General features: G+C 68.3%; 21 protein-coding genes and 2 riboswitches. Of the genes, 5 read left to right on the top strand and 16 right to left on the bottom strand.

Annotated elements, in window-relative coordinates; genetic code table 11:
* Positions 1-42: 42 nt before the first annotated feature.
* Together typA and PYV02_RS10480 are read right to left on the bottom strand one after the other, a co-directional pair.
* A complete protein-coding gene (gene typA / locus PYV02_RS10485; protein WP_275758893.1) occupies positions 43-1,950 on the bottom strand; it encodes a translational GTPase TypA in 1,908 nt (635 codons plus the stop codon).
* 3 nt (positions 1,951-1,953) lie between these two features.
* The gene (locus tag PYV02_RS10480; RefSeq protein ID WP_275758891.1) at positions 1,954-3,627 is read right to left on the bottom strand and encodes a dipeptide ABC transporter ATP-binding protein; all 1,674 of its coding nucleotides are present in this window, start codon (positions 3,625-3,627) and stop codon (positions 1,954-1,956) included.
* 29 nt (positions 3,628-3,656) lie between these two features.
* Between PYV02_RS10480 and PYV02_RS10475 the strand changes: the two genes are divergently transcribed.
* Positions 3,657-4,262 carry a PH domain-containing protein gene (locus PYV02_RS10475; RefSeq protein ID WP_275758889.1) on the top strand — a complete coding sequence of 202 codons (606 nt, stop codon included), beginning with the start codon at positions 3,657-3,659 and terminating at the stop codon, positions 4,260-4,262.
* 26 nt (positions 4,263-4,288) lie between these two features.
* On the opposite strand, the gene PYV02_RS10470 is transcribed toward PYV02_RS10475, so the two are convergent.
* The 3 genes from PYV02_RS10470 to PYV02_RS10460 all read right to left on the bottom strand — a co-directional run bounded on the left by PYV02_RS10470 (position 4,289) and on the right by PYV02_RS10460 (position 8,803).
* Positions 4,289-5,374, bottom strand: coding sequence for an ABC transporter permease (locus PYV02_RS10470; RefSeq protein WP_275758887.1), 1,086 nt, complete (start codon positions 5,372-5,374; stop codon positions 4,289-4,291).
* Positions 5,374-6,906, bottom strand: a complete 1,533-nt coding sequence (locus tag PYV02_RS10465; RefSeq protein WP_275758885.1) for an ABC transporter permease — start codon at positions 6,904-6,906, stop codon at positions 5,374-5,376. The genes PYV02_RS10470 and PYV02_RS10465 overlap by 1 nt, the downstream gene beginning before the upstream one ends.
* An 88-nt stretch (positions 6,907-6,994) precedes the next feature.
* Complete coding sequence (locus tag PYV02_RS10460) at positions 6,995-8,803, bottom strand: ABC transporter family substrate-binding protein (RefSeq protein WP_275758883.1); 1,809 nt, start codon at positions 8,801-8,803, stop codon at positions 6,995-6,997.
* Positions 8,804-9,057: 254 nt separating this feature from the next.
* Here PYV02_RS10460 and PYV02_RS10455 point away from each other — a divergent pair, with 254 nt between their 5' ends.
* Both PYV02_RS10455 and PYV02_RS10450 read left to right on the top strand, forming a co-directional pair.
* A complete protein-coding gene (locus PYV02_RS10455) occupies positions 9,058-9,456 on the top strand; it encodes a thiol-disulfide oxidoreductase DCC family protein (RefSeq protein ID WP_275758881.1) in 399 nt (132 codons plus the stop codon).
* Positions 9,453-10,235, top strand: coding sequence for a CPBP family intramembrane glutamic endopeptidase (locus PYV02_RS10450; protein WP_275758879.1), 783 nt, complete (start codon positions 9,453-9,455; stop codon positions 10,233-10,235). Before PYV02_RS10455 ends, PYV02_RS10450 begins: the two co-directional genes overlap by 4 nt.
* Positions 10,236-10,239: 4 nt before the next feature.
* On the opposite strand, the gene gcvP is transcribed toward PYV02_RS10450, so the two are convergent.
* The 5 genes from gcvP to PYV02_RS10425 form a co-directional block, all read right to left on the bottom strand.
* Entirely contained in the window at positions 10,240-13,158 is a 2,919-nt protein-coding gene (gene gcvP, locus PYV02_RS10445; RefSeq protein WP_275758877.1) for an aminomethyl-transferring glycine dehydrogenase, read from the bottom strand.
* Positions 13,155-13,523, bottom strand: coding sequence for a glycine cleavage system protein GcvH (gene gcvH, locus PYV02_RS10440; protein ID WP_275758875.1), 369 nt, complete (start codon positions 13,521-13,523; stop codon positions 13,155-13,157). Before gcvH ends, gcvP begins: the two co-directional genes overlap by 4 nt.
* Positions 13,523-14,641: a glycine cleavage system aminomethyltransferase GcvT gene (gene gcvT, locus PYV02_RS10435; protein WP_275758873.1), complete on the bottom strand. Its 1,119-nt coding sequence runs from the start codon at positions 14,639-14,641 to the stop codon at positions 13,523-13,525. Before gcvT ends, gcvH begins: the two co-directional genes overlap by 1 nt.
* A gap of 33 nt (positions 14,642-14,674) precedes the next feature.
* Positions 14,675-14,769: riboswitch (glycine riboswitch) on the bottom strand.
* Between the two features lies 1 nt (position 14,770).
* Positions 14,771-14,858, bottom strand: a riboswitch (glycine riboswitch).
* Between the two features lie 63 nt (positions 14,859-14,921).
* Positions 14,922-15,368 (bottom strand): hypothetical protein, encoded by a 447-nt coding sequence (locus tag PYV02_RS10430; protein ID WP_275758871.1) that lies wholly within the window; start codon positions 15,366-15,368, stop codon positions 14,922-14,924.
* A 27-nt stretch (positions 15,369-15,395) separates the two neighbouring features.
* Positions 15,396-16,040 (bottom strand): hypothetical protein, encoded by a 645-nt coding sequence (locus PYV02_RS10425; protein WP_275758869.1) that lies wholly within the window; start codon positions 16,038-16,040, stop codon positions 15,396-15,398.
* 55 nt (positions 16,041-16,095) lie between these two features.
* Between PYV02_RS10425 and PYV02_RS10420 the strand changes: the two genes are divergently transcribed.
* The gene (locus PYV02_RS10420; RefSeq protein ID WP_275758867.1) at positions 16,096-17,313 is read left to right on the top strand and encodes an APC family permease; all 1,218 of its coding nucleotides are present in this window, start codon (positions 16,096-16,098) and stop codon (positions 17,311-17,313) included.
* A gap of 100 nt (positions 17,314-17,413) precedes the next feature.
* The gene (locus tag PYV02_RS10415) at positions 17,414-18,268 is read left to right on the top strand and encodes a cytochrome b family protein (RefSeq protein WP_275758865.1); all 855 of its coding nucleotides are present in this window, start codon (positions 17,414-17,416) and stop codon (positions 18,266-18,268) included.
* Positions 18,269-18,295: 27 nt separating this feature from the next.
* Here the strand turns inward: PYV02_RS10415 and PYV02_RS10410 are convergent, their stop codons facing one another.
* The 6 genes from PYV02_RS10410 to ychF form a co-directional block, all read right to left on the bottom strand.
* Entirely contained in the window at positions 18,296-18,952 is a 657-nt protein-coding gene (locus PYV02_RS10410) for a DNA-3-methyladenine glycosylase (protein WP_275758863.1), read from the bottom strand.
* Positions 18,949-19,377 (bottom strand): cupin domain-containing protein, encoded by a 429-nt coding sequence (locus PYV02_RS10405; RefSeq protein WP_275758861.1) that lies wholly within the window; start codon positions 19,375-19,377, stop codon positions 18,949-18,951. Before PYV02_RS10405 ends, PYV02_RS10410 begins: the two co-directional genes overlap by 4 nt.
* 42 nt (positions 19,378-19,419) lie before the next feature.
* On the bottom strand, positions 19,420-20,628 hold the full coding sequence (locus tag PYV02_RS10400) for an HNH endonuclease signature motif containing protein (RefSeq protein WP_275758859.1): 1,209 nt from the start codon (positions 20,626-20,628) through the stop codon (positions 19,420-19,422).
* 578 nt (positions 20,629-21,206) lie between these two features.
* Positions 21,207-21,488, bottom strand: a complete 282-nt coding sequence (locus PYV02_RS15400; RefSeq protein WP_420833627.1) for a GNAT family N-acetyltransferase — start codon at positions 21,486-21,488, stop codon at positions 21,207-21,209.
* A gap of 452 nt (positions 21,489-21,940) precedes the next feature.
* A complete protein-coding gene (locus PYV02_RS10390) occupies positions 21,941-22,303 on the bottom strand; it encodes a zinc ribbon domain-containing protein YjdM (protein WP_275758855.1) in 363 nt (120 codons plus the stop codon).
* Complete coding sequence (gene ychF / locus PYV02_RS10385) at positions 22,296-23,369, bottom strand: redox-regulated ATPase YchF (RefSeq protein WP_275758853.1); 1,074 nt, start codon at positions 23,367-23,369, stop codon at positions 22,296-22,298. The genes PYV02_RS10390 and ychF overlap by 8 nt, the downstream gene beginning before the upstream one ends.
* Positions 23,370-23,377: the final 8 nt, after the last annotated feature.

Here is a 23,377-nt window from a genome sequence, read left to right as displayed (position 1 = left end):
GCGACGACCGGGCGACAGTGCGGTTTCGAGCGACTCGCCGACTCAGGCGTTCTGCTTCTTGCGACGCGATGCCTCGCGAGCACGCGCGTTCGCGTCGAGCTCGACCTTGCGGATGCGGATCACCTCGGGCGTCACCTCGACGCACTCGTCTTCGCGCGCGAACTCGAGGCACTCCTCGAGCGTCAGCTTGCGCGACGGGGTCATGCGCTCGAACACGTCGGAGGTGGACTGACGCATGTTCGTCAGCTGCTTCTCCTTGGTGATGTTCACGTCCATGTCGTCGGCGCGCGAGTTCTCGCCGACCACCATGCCCTCGTAGACCTCCTGGGTCGGCTCGACGAAGAACGACATGCGCTCCTGCAGGGCCGTCATCGCGAACGGGGTCGCAACGCCGGCGCGATCGGCGACGATCGACCCGTTCGTGCGCGTCTCGATCGCGCCCGCCCACGGCTCGTACCCGTGCGCGATCGCGTTGGCGATGCCCGTGCCGCGGGTGATGGTGAGGAACTCCGTGCGGAACCCGATGAGCCCGCGCGAGGGCACGATGAACTCCATGCGCACCCAGCCGGTGCCGTGGTTGGTCATCGTCTCCATGCGACCCTTGCGGGCGGCCATGAGCTGCGTGATCGCACCGAGGTACTCCTCGGGCGAGTCGATCGTCAGATGCTCGTAGGGCTCGTGCGTCTTGCCGTCGATGATCTTCGTGACCACCTGGGGCTTGCCGACCGTGAGCTCGAATCCTTCGCGGCGCATGGTCTCCACGAGGATCGCGAGCGCGAGTTCGCCACGGCCCTGCACCTCCCACGCGTCCGGGCGTCCGATGTCGACGAGCTTGATGGAGACGTTGCCGATGAGCTCGCGGTCGAGGCGGTCCTTGACCATGCGCGCGGTGAGCTTGTGACCCTTGACCTTGCCGATGAGCGGGCTCGTGTTCGTGCCGATCGTCATCGAGATCGCCGGGTCATCCACCGTGATGGTGGGCAGCGGACGCACGTCGTCCGGGTCGGCGAGGGTCTCGCCGATGGTGATGTCCTCGAAGCCGGCGACCGCGACGATGTCGCCGGGGCCCGCGGACTCCGCCGGGAAGCGGTCGAGGGCCTTCGTCATGAGCAGCTCGGTGACGCGCACGTTGTGCACGCTGCCGTCGTGCTTGACCCAGGCCACCGTCTGGCCCTTCTTGATCGTGCCGTTGAACACGCGCAGCAGTGCGAGGCGGCCGAGGAAGGGGCTGGAGTCGAGGTTGGTCACCCACGCCTGCAGCGGGTGCTCGTCGTCGTAGGTCGGCGCCGGGATGTGCTTGATGATCGCGTCGAACAGCGGCTCGAGGTCGTCGTTGTCTGGCAGCTGGCCGTTCTCGGGCTTGTTCCAGCTCGCGGCACCGTTGCGGCCGGAGGCGTAGACCACGGGAACGTCGAGCACGGCGTCCAGGTCGAGGTCGGGCATGTCGTCGTGCATGTCGCTGGCCAGGCCCAGCAGCAGGTCCTGGCTCTCGGACACGACCTCGTCGATGCGGGCATCCGGCCTGTCGGTCTTGTTCACCAGCAGCACCACGGGCAGCTTGGCCTCGAGGGCCTTGCGCAGCACGAATCGGGTCTGCGGCAGCGGGCCCTCACTCGCGTCGACCAACAGCACGACTCCGTCGACCATGGACAGGCCGCGCTCGACCTCGCCGCCGAAGTCGGCGTGGCCCGGGGTGTCGATCACGTTGATCGTGACCGGACCGTCGGTGGCGTGCTTGCCCTTGTACGAGATCGCCGTGTTCTTGGCGAGGATCGTGATGCCCTTCTCGCGCTCCAGGTCGTTCGAGTCCATCGCCCGCTCCTCGAGGTGGGCGTGCTCGGCGAACGAGTTGGTCTGGCGCAGCATGGCATCGACGAGGGTCGTCTTGCCGTGGTCGACGTGGGCGACGATCGCCACGTTGCGCAGGTCGGAGCGTGTGGCGAGAGCCATGTCTTAGTCCTTGGTTGCTGTGCGGGCCTCTCGCCGCTCACGCTGCGCAATGGGATCTGGCAGGGGCACGGCAGCGATGAGCCGCTGGGTGTAGGGGTCTTTGGGGGAACGCAGGATCTCGTCTCTGGTTCCCTGCTCGACAATCCTACCGCGATGCATCACGGCAATCCTGTGCGCGAGGATATCCACCACCGCGAGGTCGTGGCTCACGAACAGGCAGGCGAACTGCAACCGCTCCTGCAACTCCTGCAGGAGATCGAGGAATCTGGCCTGCACCGAGACGTCGAGCGCGCTCGTCGGCTCGTCGGCGACAAGCAGTTCCGGGGTGAGCGCGAGCGCGCGGGCGATGCCGACACGCTGGCGCTGACCGCCCGAGAGCTCGTGCGGGTACCGGTTGCGATAGCTCGTCGGCAGTTCGACCGAGCTCAGCAGTTCCTGCACGCGCCGGTCGAGGTCCTTGCCCTTCGCCTCGCCCGCCAGCAGCAGGGGCTCGCCGATCGACTGGCCGATCGGCATGCGCGGGTTGAGGCTCGATCCCGGGTCTTGGAAGACGATGCCGGTCTTGCGGCGCAGCGGACGCAGGTCGCGCATGCTGGCGTCCGAGATGTCGTGGCCGACCACGGTGAGCGTGCCCTCCGCGACCGGCAGCAGGCCGACGGATGCCCGGCCGAGCGTCGTCTTGCCCGAACCCGACTCCCCCACCAGGCCGAGGATCTCCCCCGGGAAGATCTCGAGGTCGATGTGCTCGGCGGCCCGGAACGCGGGCACGCGACCGCGCTTGGGGTAGTCGATCGCGACATCCTCGAACTTCAGCACGGGCGCGCGGCGCTCGCGTTCGTTGATCGGCGCCTGTTCGTTCACCTGCACGGATGCCGCTCCCAGGTGCGGCACGGCGGCCAGCAGCGACTTGGTGTAGTCCGCCTTCGGCTTGGTGAACACGTCGATGACGGTGCCGGTCTCGACCGCGAGTCCGTCCTTCATCACCATGATGTGGTCGGCGAGGTCGGCCACCACCCCCATGTCGTGCGTGATGAGGATGATCGCCGAGTCGAGGCGCTTGTGCAGGTTGCGCAGCAGGTCGAGGATCTCGGCCTGCACCGTGACATCCAGCGCCGTCGTCGGCTCGTCGGCGATGAGCAGCACCGGGTCGCACGAGATCGACTGGGCGATCATCGCGCGCTGGCGCTGACCGCCGGAGAGCTGGTGCGGGTACTTGTTGAACGAGATCTCCGGGTTCGGCATCTCGACCTGGTTGAGCAGCTCGATCGCCCGCGCCTTCGCCTGCGCCGGGCTCATGTCGTAGTGCGAGCGCAGCGCCTCCATGATCTGGAACCCGATCGTGTACACCGGGTTCAGGGCCGTCATCGGCTCCTGGAAGATCACCGCGATCTGGTTGCCGCGAACCTGCCGCAGCTCCTTCTCGGGGATGCCCTGCAGCTCGCGCCCGAGCAGCTTGATCGATCCCGACACCCGGGCATTCGCCGGCAGCAGCCCGAGCAGCGCCATGGAGCTCGAGCTCTTGCCGGAGCCGGACTCGCCGACGATCGCGAGCACCTCGCCGCGCTTGACCTCGTAGTCGAGACCGACCGCGGCCGGATAGAACGTGCCGTCGACCCAGAAGTCGACGCCGAGGCCCTTGACTTCGAGCACGGTCTCGGTTTCGGTGGCCGTGCTCATGCACGCCCCCTCTCTGCGAAGCTTGGTTCATGCGATTCGCCCCGACGAGCTTTCGACCGACCTTCGGCCGTGTGCTGAGCATCGTGACCGCGGTCATCGCCGCGCTGGGGCTCGGCGGATTCGTGGTCGCCGGCGATTGGTTGAGTCTGCTGCGCTACGGCTGGGCGCTGCTGCTGCTGATCGCCCTCGCCTTCGCGCTGTTCTGGTTTCCGCGGCTGGACGTCGCCGAGCACGAGGTCACGGTCGTGAACGTGTTCGTGACCGAGCACGTGCCGTGGCCTGCGATCCAGGGCGTGGACACCAAGTACGCGCTCACCCTGCACCTGCCGGGGGGCCGCAAGGTCACGGCCTGGGCGAGCCCGGCCCCCAACCGCTACGGCGCGCAGGTGGGTGCGAGCAGCGAGACCCGCCTGGCGGCACGCGACGGGATGACGAGCGTGCGTCCCGGCGACCTGCCCAGCACTCCGAGCGGTGCGGCGGCGCTCGTGATCCGCAGTCACTGGGAGCAGTTGCGCGACGACGGGCTGCTCGAGCTCGGGGTCGATGCGTCGGCGATCCGCCGTGACATCCACTGGCCGACGATCATCGTGCTGGGCGCGCTCACGCTCGCGACGATCGTGGGCTTCGCGATCTAGATCGCGGCTGCGCTCGATCACCCGGATCACGAGTCGTCCCGCTTCTTGGCCGGGCTCGCGTCCATCAGGTTGGGGTCGATCTTGCCGAGCTTGGCACGGCGCAGCGCACGGTCCGTGGGCATGCGACGCTGACGCGGGTCGAAGGCGTCGCGCAGACCGTCGCCGATGAAGTTGATGCTCAGCGCGATCGCGATGATGAACACACCCGGCCACCAGAACAACCACGGCCTGGTCGCGAACGCGGCCTGGTTCTCGCTGATGATCTTGCCGAGTGAGGTGTCCGGCGCCTGCACCCCGTAGCCGAGGAAGCTCAGACCGGTCTCGATGAGGATCGCCGAGGCCATGAGCAGGGTGGAGTTGACGATGATCACGCCGATGGCGTTCGGCAGGATGTGGCGGAAGATGATGCGCCGATCCCGCGCCCCGGCCACGCGCGCGGCATCCACGAACTCCCGTTCGCGCAACGACAGGAACTCGCCGCGGACGAGGCGCGCGAGCCCGGTCCAGAGCACGAGCCCGAGGATGATCGCGAGCACCTGTGCGCCCTGGATGCCGAATCGACGGCCGAGCACCGCGCCGATGACGATCACCGGAATCGTGATGATGATGTCGGTGAAGCGCATGAGCACCGAGTCGGTCCACCCGCGGTAGTAGCCGGAGATGGCGCCAACGACCGTGCCGATGAAGGTCGCGATCAGACCCGTGATCACCATGATCATGAGCGACTGCTGGGTGCCGCGCATGACGACGGCGAAGATGTCGCGCCCCACCTCGTCCTGCCCGAAGGGGTGGTTGCCGATCGAGAACGGGAACAGGCTCAACGTCGGCCGGCCGCCGTTCTCGATGTCGACCGCGACGTTCCAGGTGTACTGCCACCATCCGCCCGGCTTCCAGCTGCCGAACTGCGGGCCGACGGAGGTGAAGGCCAGCAGGATGATGAAGGCCAGCGCGAACATCGCAACGAGGGCACCGCGGTGCCGGAAGAAGCGGCGGCGCACGATCTGGCCCTGCGAGAGGCCCGCGACCTCCTTGAGCTCGATCGCGTTCTCGTTCTCGGTGACGCCAGGCTCGTGGTGGCCCGGCTCTTCGACGGGTGGGGGGATGTTGCTCATCAGGACACCCGGATCCTCGGGTCGAGACCTGCGTACACGAGGTCGGCGATCAGATTGAAGAGAATGGCCAGTCCGCCCGTGACGAGGAAGAACGCCATCACGGGGTTCGGGTCGACATGGTCGAGGCCGTTTTGGAATAGCGCGCCCATGCCCGTCCAGCCGAACACTCGCTCGGTGATGACGGCACCGCCGATGATGCCGCCGATGTCGAAGGCGACGATCGTGGCGATCGGGATGAGGGCGTTGCGGAACGCGTGCCGCACGACGACGGTGCGCTCGGTGAGGCCCTTCGCCCGCGCGGTGCGGATGTAGTCCTGGTTCATCACCTCGAGCAGGCTCGCGCGCGAGTACCGCGTGTAGCTCGCGAACGAGATGAGGATGAGGGCGACGGTGGGCAGCAACAGGTGCGTGAAGAAGTCGATGCCGTGCACCCACAGCGAGCCCTCGAGGCCCGGCGTCTGGGAGCCGATCGTCGCGATCGGCCGCCCCTTGATGCGCCCGGATGCCGCGTAGTCGTCCCAGACCTGCATGAACCGGTCGAGGGCGATGATGCCGCCGACGAGGAAGCCGACGATCGCCGCGGTGCGGGCCACGGGCATCCGATCGTCCCCGCCCATGAACCAGCCGATACCGAAGCTGATCGCGACGGTGGCGACCGCCAGCAGGATGAACGTCCAGAAGTCGAGGTAGAACGACAGCCAGGCCATGAACGGGAAGTAGATGGCGATGCCGATGCCCGCGACGACCAGGGATGCCCGGAGTGCCTGCTTGCGGCGCAGGCCCGTGGAGATCGCCGTGACACCGAAGGCGATGCCGATCGCGGTGACCGCGACACCCGGCAGACCGATGTGGGGGTACTTGAACCAGTCACTGAGCTCGATGTAGGCGAGCACGCCGCCGGTGGCGAGCGTCGCGATGCCGAACGTGATGGCCTTGCGTCTGAGGCTTCCCGGGATGATCGAGCCCCAGATCAGGCCCGCCAGTATCGCGAGCGCGACGATGACCCACCATTCGATGTGCGGATCTCGGAGGAAGTCGTTGAAGCCGATCGCGAGGTACTGCTTGAGCAGCACCGCGACCCAGAAGATGGGCAACGAGAAGAAGAGGAACGACAGGAACGTGACGCCGTAGTCGTAGCCGGAGTACTGGCGCAGCGCGGTCGTGATGCCGACGATGACGCCGAGGATGATCGCGATGAGGCTCGCGAGGGTGACCAGCTGCAGCGTCGAGCCGGCCGCCTGGGCCAGCAGCACCGTGACGGGCTGGTTCTGCACGGTGACGCCGAGGTCGAAGCCCTTGCCGGTGAGACCGAAGATGCCGCCGAGCCAGATGAAATAGCGCAGGAACACGGGGACGTCGAGGTTCAACAGCCGCGTTCGGGCTTCGATGAGCTCGAGCTTGTTGGGGGCGTTACCGGTTCGCAGGTCTTCGAGGGGGTCGCCCGCGAACGCCGTCAGCACGTACATCAGGTACGTGGCGGCGATGAAGATGAAGATCGAGGCGATCAAGCGCCTCACGACGAATGTGGCCACGAAGGCACCACCTTATTCCACTGGGATGGGCGCCGGGACCTTCGCAGGTCCCGGCGCCCCGGATTGACTGTCCGTACTGCCGGGAGGATTAGCCCTCGGCGGTGACAGGCTCCCAATCCCAGATGTTCCAGAAGATCGTCGGCGCGAGCGTCGACGGGGAGATCCCGCTGATCGCGTTCGGGTCGAACGCGGTCACGGCCGGGAACTGGAAGATGGTGACACCGTAGAAGTCATCCCACAGGAGCTTGTCGATGTCGATCATGATCTGCTTCTGCTCCTCGAGGTCAAACGTCGTGCCGAGAGCGGCCGTCAGCTTGTCCATCTCCGGGTTGGAGTAGAAGTTGAGGTTGTTCACACCACCGGTGGTGTAGTTCGGCGGCGGGCCGTTGGTGACACCGAGGCTCGTCGACTGCCATCCGAAGAGGGACGCGTCGTACGCACCGGGCGTACCCAGGAGGCCACCCCAGTCGGGGCTGGAGCAGTCGGTCACGTTGAAACCGGCCTGCGCGGCGGACTGCTGGATGAGCAGGAACTCGTTGGCACGACGAGGGTTCGTCGAGCTGAAGAGCATGCACACCTCGGGGTTGGTCACGCCGGCCTCGGCCAGCAGCGCCTGGGCGCCCGCGACGTCGACCTCCATGTAGTTCAGCGAGCCGTTGTTCTCGACGGACTCGTCGTAGCCATCGGCACCCGGGAGGAAGACCTGCGAGTTACGAACCTCGGCGTCCTCCTGCAGCGGCTTGATGAGCTTGTCGACGATCTCCTGGCGCGGGATCACCTTCATGAACGCCTCACGGATGAGGGGGTTGTTGAAGTTGCCGCTCTTCGACTGGTCGAACTGCAGGTCGATGTGCTCGTAGGTGCCCTCGTAGCCGCCGATCACGGTGACGTCGAGGTCGGCGAGCGCCGTCGCGACGTCGGCCGTGGCCTGGGGCGAGATGACCTGCACTTCACCGTTCTGCAGAGCCTGGACGGCCGCGAGCGGGTCGGTGATGAAGCGGACGGTGATCTCCTCGACCTTCGGGAGGTGGTCGCCGTTGTACTCCGGGTTCGCCTTGAGGGTCACGTACTGGTCGGCGACGAAGTCGGTGATCACGTACGGGCCGCTCGAGAGCACCAGGTCGGTGTTCTCCGGCATCTCGGTGAAGTTGAATCCACCGTTCCAGAAGCTGGAGATCGGGGCGAGTGCCGCGTCGTCACCGTCGAGGATGGCCTTCAGCACCGCGTCCTTGGCGGCCTGGTTGTCCTCGATGTCGAGCGCGTTCTTGCCGACGACGTGTGCCGGCAGCGGAGAGGTGAGCTGAAGCTCCCAGTCCACGAAGGGCTCGTCGTAGGTCATCGTGACCGACTTCTTGTCGTCCGAGACCTCGGGGGTCTGCGAGACGAGGCCGAGACCGAACGACGGGTCGGCGCCGGAGTCGAAGTAGACGACATCCGTCGGGAAGTCCTCGGTGAACTCGCCCGTGTCGGGGTCGGTGAACTCCGACGCGTCGAAGTCGGGGGTGTCCAGGGCGCGAGAGAGCGCGGCCCACTGCAGCATGATGTCGACCGCGTCGACCGCGGTGCCATCCGACCACTTCACGCCATCGGCGATCGTGTACTTGACGACCAGCGGGTCCTCGCTCACGAGCTCGATCGTGCCGAAGGACTCGTCACGAACCAGCTCCGGCACGTCGTTGTAGTAGTTGAAACCGCCGAGCGTCGCGTACGTGATGTTGTTGTTCGCGGTCGCGTTGCCGAACGAGGTGTTGCCGTTGTACGAGTAGAACGGCTGATTCCACGCCACCGACAGCGATGATCCCTCAACGATCTCGGACTGCGGCGCTGCGCAGCCCGAGAGGATGAGAGCACCGACGGCGACCGTGGCAGCTGCTGCCCCGAGTCGTCTGATTCTCACAATTTCCTCCTGTGCAAAGTTGAACTCGACGCGACAATTCCTAGTGCCGCGCGGCCCTTGATGATTCACACCCTAAACGGGGGGAAACCCCCCGCCAAACCCTAGGTGCAAACGTTACACAGTGGTAACTCCTCGTTGAATTCCTTGCGCCAGGCGGCGGAAACGTGCTCCAAATCCGCGCGGAACGCAAACATCTTGCGGCATTGCCGGGCGTATGCTCCGAACCCGCGTCCCGTGCGGCGTACGATCGTATGGTGACCGGCGCTCGATTTCAGCATTCCTCCAAAGCGCCCCTGCTGGTCTTCGACGGCGACTGCGCGTTCTGCACGAGCACGGTGCACCGGCTGCAGACACTGCTGCCGCGGTTTCCCCGCAGCACGCCGTGGCAGTGGCTCGACCTGGACGAGTACGGGCTGACCCACGACGACGTGGCGCGGTATGTCTGGGTGATCACGCCATCCCACCAGTACGCGGGGCACCTCGCGCTCTCCGCCCTGCTCAGGATGCAGCGGGGCTTCGGCTGGCGCCTGTGCGGCTGGTTGCTGGCCACTCCCCCGTTCTCGTGGGCTGCCGCCCTCGGCTACCGCTGGGTGGCGGCGAACCGGCATCGGCTGCCCGGCGGCACCCCCGCGTGCGCGATGCCGCGCGCATGATCGAGCAACCGCTCAGCCGACGGCGCATCGGCGCCGAGGTGCTCATCGTGCTCGGACTCTCGCTCGGAATGTCCGCGGCGTACTCGGTGGTGTCGTTCCTCAACAAGGCGACACGCGAGACCCCGCTCTCGCAGCAGACGACGGCGCTGAACACCGCGCTCAGCGACCGCGAGATCTTCGACCTGACGTATCAGCTGATGGCCGTGTTCTTCGACCTCGTGCCGGTGGCGCTCGTGGTGTTCCTGCTGTGGCAGAGCGCGCGTCCGAGGCTCGGCCGGCTCGGCATCGACCTCACGCGACCGGCGCGCGACCTGGGGTGGGGGGCGGTGCTCGCGCTCGTGATCGGGGTGCCGGGCATCCTCGTGTATCTCGGCGGCAAGGCGCTCGACCTCACGACCACCGTGAGCGCCGCCAACCTCGGCGAGCACTGGTGGACCGTGCCGGTGCTCGTGCTGCGCGCCCTCGACGCCGGCATCACCGAGGAGGTGATCGTCGTCGGCTACCTGTTCGCGCGGCTGCGTGAGCTCGGCTGGGGGCGCTGGACGATCATCCTGTCCACGGCGGCGCTGCGGGGCACGTACCACCTCTACCAGGGCGTGGGAGCCTTCGTGGGCAACCTGGCCATGGGTGTGCTGTTCGGTTGGCTCTACGCCCGATACGGTCGCCTGCTGCCGCTGGTGATCGCGCACGTGCTGATCGATGCGGCGATCTTCATCGGGTATCCCTGGGCGGCGGCGGCGTTCCCCGGCCTGTTCGCGGCGCCCGCCACCGCGGACTGAGCGGCTACTCGAAGGCCTCCGGCGGCGGGCAGGCGCAGAACAGGTTGCGGTCGCCCCACGCGTTGTCGACCCGGCGCACCGGCGGCCAGTACTTGCCGCGCACGAGGGAGCGCAGCGGGTACACGGCCTGCTCACGGGTGTAGGCGTGCTCCCACTCTCCCGCGATCACCGACTCGGCGGTGTGCGGGGCGTGCACGAGCGGGTTGTCGTCGACCGTCCAGATACCGGCGGCGACGGCATCCGCCTCGGCCTTGATCGCGATCATCGCCTCGATGAACCGGTCGAGCTCGGCGAGGTCCTCGCTCTCGGTCGGCTCGACCATGAGTGTGCCCGGCACCGGGAACGACATCGTCGGCGCGTGGAAGCCGAAGTCGATCAGGCGCTTGGCCACATCGTTGTTGTCGATGCCGGTCGCCTCCTTCAGCGGCCGCAGGTCGAGGATGCACTCGTGCGCGACCAGCCCGTTGTCGCCGGCGTAGAGCACCGGGTAGTGCTCACGCAGCCGCACCGCGATGTAGTTCGCGGCGAGCACCGCGGCACCCGTGGCGGCCTTGAGCCCCTCCGAGCCCATCATGCGCACGTAGGCCCAGGAGATCGGCAGGATGCTCGGGCTGCCGTACTTCGCCGCGCTCACGATGTGCGGGTCGTCGAAGTGGCTCGTGCCGGGCGCTGCGGGCAGGTACGGCGCGAGGTGCGCCTTGGCCGCCACCGGACCCACGCCCGGACCGCCACCGCCGTGCGGGATGCAGAAGGTCTTGTGCAGGTTGAGGTGCGAGACATCCCCGCCGAAGTCGCCGAACCTGGCATAGCCGAGCAGCGCGTTGAGGTTGGCGCCGTCGATGTAGACCTGTCCGCCGGCGGCGTGCACGGCGTCCGTGATCGCCCGCACCTCGTGCTCGTAGACGCCGTGCGTGGAGGGGTAGGTGATCATGAGCGCGGCGAGGTCGTCGCGGTGCGCGTCGATCTTGGCGTGCAGGTCGGTCAGGTCGACGTTGCCGAGCGCATCGGTGTCGACGACCACGACCCGCATGCCCGCGAGCACCGCCGAGGCGGCATTCGTGCCGTGGGCGCTCGACGGGATGAGACACGTCGTGCGCTGCGGATTGCCGTTGGCCAGATGGTAGCCGCGGATCGCGAGCAGGCCCGCGAGCTCGCCCTGGCTGCCCGCGTTCGGCTGCAGCGAGACCGCGTCGTAGCCGGTGACCTCGGCGAGCCACGACTCGAGCTGACCGATGAGCTCGCGGTAGCCGACGCTGTCGGCCTCGGGCGCGAACGGATGCAGCCCCGCGAACTCCGGCCAGGTCACCGCCTCCATCTCGGTGGCGGCGTTGAGTTTCATGGTGCACGAGCCGAGCGGGATCATGCCTCGGTCGAGCGCGTAGTCCTTGTCGGCGAGGTACTTGAGGTAGCGCATCATGCTCGTCTCCGAGCGGTGCGTGTTGAACACGGGATGCTGCAGGTACGCACTCGTGCGGGCGAGCGTCGGCAGGTACTCGTGCTGCGTCTGCGGCGAGAACGCGTACCACCGCCCCTCGGACGGCTGGAACACCCCCTCCCCGGCGGGCGCGGCGCGCTCGACGTCGGCGACGCCGAAGACCTCCAGCAGCTGCGGGAGCACGGCGCCGAGTTCCTCGGCGGCCACCTCGTCGAAGGCGAGCGTCACCGTGGTGGGGCCGGCGGCGTGCAGCAGCACGCCGTGCTCGTGGGCGCGGGCGACGAGGGCCGGGGCATCCCCGACCTCGACCAGCAGGGTGTCGAAGTAGCTCTCGCTGAGCACGGTGACGCCACGGGCGGCGAGCTCTCGCGCGATGACCACGGCGCTCGCGTGCACGCCCTGGGCGATGCGCTTGAGGCCGGCCGGTCCGTGGTAGACCGCGTACATCGACGCCATCACGGCGAGCAGCACCTGGGCGGTGCAGATGTTGCTGGTGGCCTTCTCGCGGCGGATGTGCTGCTCTCGTGCCTGCAGGGCGAGGCGGTAGGCGGTGTTGCCCGCGGCATCCTGGGAGACGCCGACGAGGCGGCCCGGCAGCTGGCGCTCGAGGCCGGCACGAACGGCGAGGTAGCCGGCGTGCGGTCCGCCGAAGCCCATCGGCACGCCGAAGCGCTGCGAGGTGCCGACGGCGACATCGGCGCCGAGGTCGCCGGGCGAGGCGAGGAGCGTCGTCGCGAGCAAGTCCGCGCCGACGACGGTGACCCCGCCTGCGGCCTTGGCGGCGGCGATGACCTCGGTCGGGTTCCACACCCGGCCGGAGGCCCCGGGGTACTGCACGAAGACGCCGAAGCTCTCGGGAAGCTCGGGCTGCGCCGCCAGGTCGAGTTCGACCAGGTCGATGCCGACCGCGTCGGCACGGTTGCGCAGCAGCGCCTTCGTCTGCGGCAGCGTGTCCGCGTCGACCACGAACAGATTGGAGCTCGAGCCGGATGCCCGTCGCGCCAGCAGCATGCCCTCGACCACGGCGGTGCCCTCGTCGAGCATGGAGGCGTTGGCGGTGGCCATGCCGGTGAGCTCGGAGACCATGGTCTGGAAGTTCAGCAGCGCCTCGAGGCGGCCCTGCGAGATCTCCGGCTGATAGGGCGTGTACGCCGTGTACCAGCTCGGGTTCTCGAGCACGTTGCGCTTGATCACCGCGGGCGTGATGGTGTCGTAGTAGCCGAGGCCGATGAGCGAGCGGTTGACGGTGTTGCGGCGGGCGAGGGCGCGCAGCTCGACGATCGTCGCGCGCTCGGATGCCGGCGGCGGGATGATGGAGGCGAGCTCTCCCACCCGGATCCCCCCGGGAACGGCGGCATCGACGAGGGACTCGACCGAGTCGTACCCGACCGCGGCGAGCATGGACTTCTGGGCGGCGGCATCCGTGCCGATGTGGCGGTCGGCGAACGTGTCGGCAACCTCGGCGGCGGGCTCGGTGTTCTGGCTCATACGGTCAGCGCGGTGTACTGCTCGAGGTTCAGCAGCTCGGGCAGCTGAGTGAACTCGACCTTGATGAGCCAGCCCTCGCCGAACGGGTCGGCGTTGACGAGCTCGGGGTTCGCGACGACGGCCTCGTTGGCTTCCACCACGGTGCCCTCGACCGGCGCGAAGAGCTCGCCGACCGACTTCGTCGACTCGATCTCGCCGACGACCTTGCCCGCGGCGATCGTCGAGCCGACCTTGGGCAGGTCGACGTAGACGATGTCGCCGAGCTTCTCCGCGGCGTAGGCGGTGATGCCCACCGTCGCGACCTGGCCCTCGACGAGCACCCACTCGTGCTCGGACGTGTACTTCAGTTCCTCAGGTGCAGCCATCACTTCTCCCTCTCGTAGAACGGCAGCGAGACGACGGATGCCGCCACTCGACTACCCCGAACATCGATCTCCAACGGCGTGGCGACGGCGCTCACCGCGCGGTCCACGTACGCCATCGCGATCGGATGACCCAGCGTCGGGGACAACGCCCCGCTCGTGATCTCGCCGACGAGCTCGTTGCCGGAGTACACGGCATAGCCGGCGCGACCGGCGCGCTTGCCCTCGGAGGCAAGGCCCACGAGCACTCGGGCGTCCTCGCCCGGTCCCGCCTCGACCGCCTGCTTGCCGACGAACTCATCCTTCTTCACGGCGACCACACGGCCGAGGCCGGCCTGCTCCGGGAAGGTGTCGAGGCCGAGCTCATGCCCGTAGAGCGGCATGCCCGCTTCGAGCCGCAGGGTGTCGCGGCTCGCGAGTCCCGCCGGCACGAGGCCGAGCGGCGCACCGGCGGCGGTGAGGGCGTTCCAGAGGGCGACCGCGGCATTCGTGCGGATGTAGAGCTCGAAGCCGTCTTCGCCGGTGTACCCGGTGCGGGCGATGTGCACCGGGATGCCGTCGAAGCTGCCGTCGAGGTGCCGGTAGTAGCCGAGCCCGTCGAGGCCCTCGGCGACCAGGCCCGCGGTGGCCTCGAGCACGGCGCGTGCGGCCGGACCCTGCACCGCGATGAGCGCGATCTCGTCGCTGAGATCGGTGAGCGCGACCGCGAAGTCGCCGAGCCTCGCCCGCAGTGCGGCGAGCGCCGGATCGTGGTTGCCCGCGTTCGCGACGACGAGGAACCGCTCGTCACCCTGGCGGTAGACGATGAGGTCGTCGACGATGCCGCCGCCCTCCGTGAGCAGCAGGGTGTACTTGGCCTGCCCGATGGCGATCGCGCTGAGGCGACCGGCGAGCGCGTGGTCGAGGTAGGCGGCGGCATCCGCGCCCTCGACCAGGAACTCGGCCATGTGCGAGATGTCGAAGATGCCGGCGGCGGTGCGCACGGCGTGGTGCTCGGCCAGGTCGGAGCTGTAGCGCACGGGCATGAGCCAGCCCGCGAAGTCGGTGAAGCTCGCGCCGGCCGCCTCGTGCACGGCATGCAGGGGCGATCGCTTCACATCGGGCGGTGGGGCTTCGGTCACGGAGTTCTCCTGAGCGCTGGGCTGCGGTTGAACTCCCCCTCTGTCATGGGTGCCTGAGAGTTTCGCGTGTTCTGCACGCTTTCACCGACGGCGGCGCTCACGTGGATCGAGCGCGCTTTCCAGAGTGGCCAGTCCGATGCGGTACAGGTACCTGAGAGATTGGCGGGGAGGCTTGCTCCTTCGGTGCCGGCGCCGCCGGCTCTCCCGCATCGTGTTGCGGCCCGATGTTCTGTTGTGCGGCCAGCTTAGCAACGCACGAGGAGCCCGGCGCGTGGTCCGATCACTCTCGGTCGATGTCGGGTATCTGGCCGGCCAGCCAGCCACCGCCTGAGCCGATGCGCGTCCACGGGATGCCGAGCTCGTCGGCCGCCTCGCGGATCGGCAGCGGGTTGTCGGTGCCCGCCTCGAAGAAGTACAGATGCACGCCGACGGCGCTCGGGTCCGCTTCGGTCGCGGCGATGAGGGCGGCGGAGAGCACGTCGGGCGTCAGCGGCACGGCGGGGTAGTCGATCTCCAGCGACCACCCCTGGTCGAAGCCCGACTGGCTGACGCTCGCGAGGATGGTCGTGGCGTCGGGCAGCGCCTCGGCGACCGCCTCGACCACCAGATCCTGCGTGGTCGGGCCCGACTCGGGGCTGCCACCGCCGGAGGGCACGCACGCCGCGCACGCCGCGACGACGAGGGCGAACGCGAACGCGGTCCAGGTGCCTCGGTGTGCTTTCGTCATGTTCCGAGCGTAGCCCGGCGGCGGAACCTACTCGGTCAGGCCCAACCCGTAGAGGATCGTCGCCGCGAGCACGGCGAATGCGAGCAGCACGCCGAGGCCCGCCGCGAGGCATCCGAACAGCCAGGTGCGGGGTCCGCCGCTGCGCAGCGAGATGGTGCCGAAGACGAGGCCGAGAATCCACGGGACGCCGAAGAAGACGAGCACTCCGACGAGGGTCATGTAGCGCGCATCCTCGCCCGAGCCGACGCTGCCGAGCGTCGGCACCAGACCGAACAGCACCCACGCGACGAAGGCGACCCCCGAGACGACGAGTCCCGCGATCGACAGCGGCGACGTGCGCTCCGAGAGCACGGGCACGCTGCGGCGCGCGCCGGCGAGCACGGCGAACACGATGAGCACGACCGCGGCGATGAACATGTCCAACGACAGCAGGAACATGAACAGCATCTCGACCGGCGCGTTGTACGGAAACCCCGTCGCCGCGACGAAGTTGCCGATGCCGAGCACGATGAGCAGGGCGGCCACGCCGCCTCGAATGCCGGCGTGCAGCGAACTCGGCGCGCGCATCGCGATGCCGGTGACGGTCGCGGTCGTCGCGGTCTGGTACGACCCCGACTCCACGTAGCCGTCGAGGATGATGGGCTTGATCGGCTCGTCCGGGGTGCTGCTCATGGGCCGAGAGTACCAGCGTCGTTCGCGCGACACCTGGGCATGGCAGGATACGCGCGTGCAATCACAGCGTGTGCTCGGACTTGCCGGCGCTGTCGTGCTCGGCCTCGGTTCGATGCTCGGGGCAGGCGTGTTCGTGGCCTTCGCCCCCGCCGCCGCTGCCGCGGGAACGGGCCTGCTCATCAGTCTCGTGATCGCCGCGGCCGTCGCCTTCTGCAACGCCCAGTCGTCGGCGCGACTGGCTCGGCTCTATCCCGTGGCGGGCGGCACCTACGCCTACGGTCGCGAGCGACTCGGGCCGTTCTGGGGCTACCTCGCCGGTTGGGCGTTCGTGGTCGGCAAGATCGCCTCGTCCGCCGCGATCGCCCTCACCGTCGGCAGCTACCTGTGGCCGGAGTACGCGCACCCGGTCGCGGTGGGGGCGGTCATCCTGGTGACCGCGCTCGACGTCGCTGGGCTGCGCAAGTCCCTGGCCGTCACCGCCGGCATCGTCGCGGTGGTGGTGGTGACGATCGCAGCCGTGATCGCGGTCGGCTGGTCGTCCGGTGCGACGGATGCCGCGGCGCTGCTGCCCACCGCGGACCTCGACCCGTTCGGGGTGCTCACGGGTGCCGGCCTGCTGTTCTTCGCGTTCGCCGGATATGCCCGCATCGCCACGCTCGGCGGGGAGGTGCGCGAACCCGAACGCACGATCCCCCGCGCCATCCCGATCGCACTCGGCATCGTGCTCGTGCTCTATGCGCTGCTCGCGGTGACCCTGCTCGCCCTGCTCGGCACCTCGCTCGCCGATTCCGCGGCACCCCTCGCCGACGCGGCCCGCGCCGCCGGCGCCGGCTGGCTCGTGCCCGTGGTGAGCGCGGTCGCGGGGCTCGCGGCGCTCGGCTCCCTGCTGGCGCTGCTGCTCGGCATCTCGCGCACCACCATGGCGATGGCGAGCAACGGGGATCTTCCGCGCGGGCTCGCGGCGCAGCATCCGCGCACCGGCGTGCCCCACGTGGCGGCGCTGGCCATCGGGCTCATGGTCGCGGTGCTCGCGGCGTTCGCGGACCTGCGCGGGGCGATCGGGTTCTCCTCCTTCGGGGTGCTCGTCTACTACGCGATCGCGAACGCCTCGGCGCTCACCCTGCGCGAGCGACCGGTGCTGCCGATCGCCGGGCTGCTGGGATGCCTCGTGCTCGCCGTCACCCTGCCCTGGCAGTCGTCCGTGGCCGGTGCCGCCGTGCTCGCGGTCGGGGCGGCGGTCTACGGCGTGCGGACGCTCGTGCGGCGCGACTAGCTCACCCGCGGGGCGCGAGGGCAGCAGCGCGCCTCGGGCGCCGCCGAGGCAATACCGGTCTCCACTATGCTCGTGCCAGCAATCGAGCCGAGAGGATCCTGTGGCCAGCAAGAGCGAGAAGAAGGTCGTACACGTCGAGGCCGAAACGCCCGTCGCTCCCGAAGGTTCGGCGCAGTGGAAGCCGACCAGCGAGGCGAAGGGCAAGGCGACGACGCTGCGGATCATCGCCGCGGTGCTCTGGGCTCTCGCGATCGGCGCCGAGGCGTTCGCCATCTTCTGGCTGCTCAAGCAGGACACGTCCCAGGACTGGTTCCTGTGGGCCGTCATCGGCGCGCTCGTGGTGATCGCGATTCTCGCGATCGTCGGCTCGCTGCTCTGGAAGAAGGCCAACCGCTACGACCCCGCCAAGAAGTCCGACAAGGTCCGGTTCTTCGTGCAGAACCAGCTCGGGCTCATCATCACGGTGATCGCCTTCCTGCCGCTGATCGTGCTGATCTTCCTGAACAAGGACATGGACGGCAAGCAGAAGGGCATTGCCGGCGGCATCGCGATCGGCCTGCTCGTCATCGCGGGCCTCTTCGGTATCTCCTGGAACCCGCCCTCGGTGGAGGAGAACACGGCCGAGATGATCGCCAACGAGGGCCAGGTCGACGAGTACACCGCGATCGTCGGCGACCTCACGGGCGGCGACGAGGTCTTCTGGACCCCCCAGGGCACCGTGTACCACATCTGCTCCGACGTGCCCGAGCTGAAGCAGGAGTCGCAGGACGCGGAGAACAACGTCATCAGGAGCGGCACGGTCGCGGCTGCACACTCGGACGGCAAGGAGGGTCTGACCCTCGAGATCCAGGACGAGCTCGAGGCGTGCGCGCTGCCCGTGCCCGAGAACGTCGACGCGATCGTCGAGGAGGTGCGCACCCTGCGCACCACCGTCGACGAGGACAACGCGCAGTAGCGCCGGACCCGCGCTCGACTAGCCCGGCTAGCGGCGCCGCGGTTTCGCGGGGCGGTAGGCGCTGACGGTGGGGTCGCCCGCGATCCAGAAGCGCCACGGGAAGGCCCCGCCGTCACCGGCGGGACCGCTGACGCCCACCCGCGGACCGGTGGCGATCGGCAGGGTGAGCTGGGCATCCGGGATCAGGAATCCCCAGGGGCCATCGAAGAGATCTGCTCCGTCGTCGGCGAGGGTCGCACCGAAGGCCTGGGCAACGTTGCCGGGGCCGCGCGCGAGGTCGCGGTCGGCGAGGGCGCTCAGGCGGCGGCCGGCGGCGCGGCGATGACGGGCGAGCTCCTCGCCCTCGACGATGCGGCCGGCGCGGATGAGGCAGCCGTACGGATGCCCGGGCTCGCCCGCGACGAGGTTGATGGCATGGTGCATGCCGTAGGTGAAGTAGACGTAGACGTGCCCGGGCGGCCCGAACATCGTCGCGTTGCGGGCCGTCTTACCGCGGTAGGAGTGCGAACCGGGGTCGCGCTCACCTGCATAGGCCTCCACCTCGGTGACGACCATGCCGATTGTGCCGTCGACGGTCGTGCGTTCGAGCAGCCCGCCGAGGAGGTCGGGTGCGACCTCGAGCACCTCGCGCGCGAAGAAGTCGCGGGGCGGGCGGGTGTAGCCGGGCGGCACTGACTCGGTCACCAGGGCGAGGGTCGTTCCTCGTCGCGATCGGCGTCGTCGGGCAGGTGTGGCAGCTCGCCGCCGCCGGCACGGATGCACAGCCAGCGCAGCCCCTCGGCGCTCTCCGGCAGGCAACGCCAGGTGCGCCAGACGCCCTGACCGACGCGGATGACTGTCCCCGGCCCGACATCGACGATGTCGGCGTCGAGCCCCATCTGCCCGCGGCCCTCGAGGAAGACGTAGAGCTCCTCGATCCGCGAGTGCGTATGCCAATACCCGGCCTGCTCCCCCGGCTCGAACGAGTTGGCGGTCATGCCGATGTACTGCATGGCGATGTCATGATCGACGACCCGTCGGCCATCCCTCGACGTCGTCGGGCGGAAGCCTCCGAAGTGGTCGCGCCACTGGCCGAGACCACCCATTTCAAGCACCTGGTAGTCGCTCATGGCATCACCCTAGCGACGCCCACCGTTCGGTTGCCGAAGGTGCTAGAACGGTGGCGGGTCGGCCTCCCTGCGGTATCCGGTGGGGCTGGTCCACACGGCACGCTCCGACCCCGGCGGCCGCTCCACCCGCCAAGCCGTCTGGTGCTTCATGGTGTGGTGCTTGCGGCAGCGATGGCTGAGGTTGTCGGCCGTCGTCGCGCCGCCATCGGCCCAGGCGACGGTGTGGTCGAGGTCGCAATTGGCCGCGCGGCGCCCGCAGCCCGGGAAGTCGCACGTGACCTGCTGGATGGCGAGCCATCGCTTCAGGGCCGCCGAACTGCGGTACTGGTGGGGGTCCATCTGGAGCACCGTGCCGGTGACCGGATCGGTGAGCAGACGCGTGATCGACGGCGCGGTCGCACACAGCCTCCGGGCGGTGTCGAGGTCGATCGGGCCGACGCCCTCGAGCAGCGCGGGCTCGTTCGACTGCCCGAGCAGGCTGAGTACGGGCACCGTCAGCGCAACGGTCACCCCCGGTTTCTGCTCGCCGGTTCCCGTGAGCAGATCGACGAGCGCATCGGCGCGCAATTGTGCCATCGTGCGTTGCTCGTCGGCGGCGGTGAACAGGTCGAAGGCGATCCCGTCCAGATGAGCGCTGACCATCGTGAGGTGCTCGCTCGACAACCGGGCGTGCAGCCAGCCCATGCCGTCGCGATCGACCTCGGTCCACACTCCGCGCTGCAGTTGGGCGGCTGCGTGGCGCTGGGTGAGGGTGTCGGCGTGGAGCTTCTCGCGGACGGCGCGAGCGCGAGTGCGGAAGCGGGCGGGAGCGAGGGTGCGCGCGGCATCCAGGGTCTGGCGCTCGAAGGCGGCCCAGCAATCGGCGGGCAGCTCGATGGCGATCGCCGCGGCCTCGCGGGCGTTCTGCGTTGAGATCTCGCCCTCGGTGAACCACGCCCACAGCTCGGGGAGTCGCTGCCGCAGCGTGCTCGCCACAGTGCCGTGGGCTCGGACCGTGGACTCGGCGAGATTGAGCCGCACCGCAAGGTCGGCCGCGGCGGCGCGCTCGGCGAACTCGACCGCATCCCCGCGCAGCATCGCCGCGTCGACGAAGACCTCGGGATGCGCGGCGGCCTCGCGCAGGGTCGCGTCGATCGCGCGGAACACCTCGGCCGACGCCCGCCACTGCGCGCGCTGGGCGAACTCGGCCTCGGCCATGCCGAACTCCACGCGGATCTCCGCGTTCGCCTGGTCGAGCAGGAGGGGTTCCATGGACACAGTCAAGCAGGGGCCACCGACATTCTTGTGCGGGAAAGTGCTGTTCAGGTGTCAGTTTCTCCACAGGAGATCGTGTGCGGACAGCCTGTGGAGGAGTAGACGCAGGTTCCACTGTCAAGGGGTGTCGTGAGGTCGATCCTGCACCGCAGACATCTGGTCGCGTAGGGAACGCACCTCGGATGCGAGTTCGGTCGCGGGATATGCCTTCGACTTTCGGGGAAGGTACTCACGAACCAGCGCCTCCGTGTCGACGAGCGCAGACGCAAACCAACCTCGCACAGCCGACACGTCCTCCATGCCTTCGGGAAGCCGATGCCACACAATGAAGCGTCTTTGCGTGCGGCCGACTGGCCCCGGGGAGACTCCTATGGGGATCGGATCCGGCCCGAACTGATGACCAGTGACGAACGCGATGTCGACCACATAGTCGGACGGCTCAGTTCGAGGAGAATAGTCACGTATCTCGCGCAGAACGGCACGGTGTGCCGCGCCCGGGGCGCCGTGCTCGGAGAAGATCCCCCCGGTCAAAATCGCCATAACTCCTCCAGCGGCAGCGAGCCCACACTCACACGTTAACCCGAAACTCCGTCATGTCCCCATCGTACGGTCGCCGAATCTTCACCGGACCAAACCATGAGCACTTGCGGCGCCCCGAACTCCACAAAGCGCTCGCGTTCAACCATGCCGAGAGCGCGAAGGAGTTCCAACGAGCGCGTGTTCGCCGCCTGCGTGACCGCGATGATCGGGGTACCATCCGTCACTTCGCGTTGAGCCCAGCGGAGCACCGGCACGCAGGCTTCTCGGGCGAACCCATGTCCCCAGCGCTCGGGAACAAACTCGTACGAGAGCTCGATCTCCTCTCTCGGGAACAGCGACGACCTGCACCTCGTCCTCGTAGACGATGCGACCCGGCCGCGCGGTCACGACGCGCTCCCACTCGACGCTGTGCGCGTCGAGGAGTCGCACGTAGTCGGCAAGCCGCTCGATGAGGGCGTCGGATGCGCCGACCTTGAACCACGACACGGCCCCTGGATTCACGACCCGATCGTAGACACCGGGGTCGACATCGCTCGGGTTCGGGTAGGCGCGGTTGTACCAGTCGTTCGCCTCGCGCAACCACGCCTCATCCTCGACGGCCAAGCGACCGTTTTGGGCGAGTCCGTTGGCGAGGGCGAAGATCCCGACCTTCACGCCCCGGGCGTTCGGGATGCGCGCGCGGTAGCGCACGAACTGCGGCGTCTGGTCGGTCACAACTTCACACGCTAAACCACGACTCCTCGACAGAACGAGGTCGTACCGGGTGCCCTCAGAGCACCTTCTTCACCACACCGGACTTCAGCTGCATCCGACCGAATCCCGGCACCGTCGCGTCAAGGTCGTGATCGCCCACCCCGTCGTCGATGAGACGGATGCCGCGCACCTTGGTACCGACCTTGACGACTCCGCCACCGGCACCCTTGACCTTCAGGTCCTTGACGATCGTGACTGTGTCGCCGTCGGCGAGCACATTGCCGACGGCGTCCGTGATCTGGGTCGAGCGGGACGTGCTCTCCTCCGGAGCCGAGTCGGCGGTCCACTCGTGACCGCACATCGGGCACACCAGCAGCGCACCCTGCTCGTAGGTGAATGCCTCGTGGCACTGCGGGCATGCGGGCAGTGCGTCAGACATTGAACCGGAACTCCACCACGTCCCCGTCCTGCATGACGTAGTCCTTGCCCTCGATGCGCGCCCTGCCCTTCGCGCGGGCCTCGGCGATCGAGCCGGTCTCCACGAGATCCTCGAAACCGATCACCTCGGCCTTGATGAAGCCCTTTTCGAAGTCGGTGTGGATGACGCCCGCGGCTTGCGGCGCCTTCCAGCCCTTGCCGATCGTCCAGGCCCGCGCCTCCTTGGGTCCGGCGGTCAGGTAGGTCTGCAGGCCGAGGGTGTCGAAGCCGATGCGGGCGAGCTGGTCGAGACCCGACTCGGTCTGGCCGGTGGAGGCGAGCAGCTCCGCCGCGTCCTCCGGGTCGAGGTCGATGAGCTCCGACTCGAGCTTGGCGTCGAGGAACACGGCCTTGGCGGGGGCGACGAGGGCGGCGAGCTCGGCCTTCTTCGCGTCATCCGTCAGCACCGCCTCGTCGACGTTGAACACGTAGATGAAGGGCTTCGCGGTCAGCAGGCCGAGTTCGCGGATCGGCTCGAGGTCGAGGCCGGATGCCGACAGCGGCTTCCCGGCATCCAGTGCCTTCTGCGCGGCGAGCGCGGTCTCCAGCACGATCGGCTCCACGCGCTTGGTCTTGACCTCTTTCTCGTACCGCGCGACCGCCTTCTCCAGGGTCTGCAGGTCGGCGAGGATCAGCTCGGTGTTGATGGTCTCCATGTCGGATGCCGCATCCACCTTGCCGTCGACGTGCACGACATCCGGGTCGCTGAAACCGCGCACGACCTGGGCGATCGCGTCGGCCTCCCGGATGTTGGCGAGGAACTTGTTGCCGAGCCCCTCCCCGACGCTCGCGCCCTTGACGATGCCCGCGATGTCGACGAACGACACGGGAGCAGGCAGGATGCGCTCGCTGCCGAAGATGCCCGCGAGCACCTGCAGGCGCGGATCGGGCAGATTCACCACGCCGACGTTCGGCTCGATCGTCGCGAACGGGTAGTTCGCCGCGAGCACGGTGTTGCGGGTGAGCGCGTTGAACAGGGTGGACTTGCCGACATTGGGCAGTCCGACGATCGCAATAGTGAGAGCCACGAGGCTCA

This window comes from Antiquaquibacter metalliresistens (assembly GCF_029211225.1).
Classification (GTDB): domain Bacteria; phylum Actinomycetota; class Actinomycetes; order Actinomycetales; family Microbacteriaceae; genus Rhodoglobus; species Rhodoglobus metalliresistens.
The sequence above is the reverse complement of the archived record's forward strand: the minus strand, read 5'-3'. Positions and strand labels throughout refer to the sequence as shown.

Excerpts from the sequence above, each read along its gene's own strand:
- typA (WP_275758893.1), bottom strand. The coding sequence starts at position 1,950 with ATGGCTCTCGCCACACGCTCCGACCTGCGCAACGTGGCGATCGTCGCC.
- PYV02_RS10480 (WP_275758891.1), bottom strand. The coding sequence starts at position 3,627 with ATGAGCACGGCCACCGAAACCGAGACCGTGCTCGAAGTCAAGGGCCTC.
- PYV02_RS10475 (WP_275758889.1), top strand. The coding sequence starts at position 3,657 with ATGCGATTCGCCCCGACGAGCTTTCGACCGACCTTCGGCCGTGTGCTG.
- PYV02_RS10470 (WP_275758887.1), bottom strand. The coding sequence starts at position 5,374 with ATGAGCAACATCCCCCCACCCGTCGAAGAGCCGGGCCACCACGAGCCT.
- PYV02_RS10450 (WP_275758879.1), top strand. The coding sequence starts at position 9,453 with ATGATCGAGCAACCGCTCAGCCGACGGCGCATCGGCGCCGAGGTGCTC.
- gcvP (WP_275758877.1), bottom strand. The coding sequence starts at position 13,158 with ATGAGCCAGAACACCGAGCCCGCCGCCGAGGTTGCCGACACGTTCGCC.
- gcvH (WP_275758875.1), bottom strand. The coding sequence starts at position 13,523 with ATGGCTGCACCTGAGGAACTGAAGTACACGTCCGAGCACGAGTGGGTG.
- PYV02_RS10430 (WP_275758871.1), bottom strand. The coding sequence starts at position 15,368 with ATGACGAAAGCACACCGAGGCACCTGGACCGCGTTCGCGTTCGCCCTC.
- PYV02_RS10425 (WP_275758869.1), bottom strand. The coding sequence starts at position 16,040 with ATGAGCAGCACCCCGGACGAGCCGATCAAGCCCATCATCCTCGACGGC.
- PYV02_RS10405 (WP_275758861.1), bottom strand. The coding sequence starts at position 19,377 with ATGAGCGACTACCAGGTGCTTGAAATGGGTGGTCTCGGCCAGTGGCGC.
- PYV02_RS10400 (WP_275758859.1), bottom strand. The coding sequence starts at position 20,628 with ATGGAACCCCTCCTGCTCGACCAGGCGAACGCGGAGATCCGCGTGGAG.
- PYV02_RS10390 (WP_275758855.1), bottom strand. The coding sequence starts at position 22,303 with ATGTCTGACGCACTGCCCGCATGCCCGCAGTGCCACGAGGCATTCACC.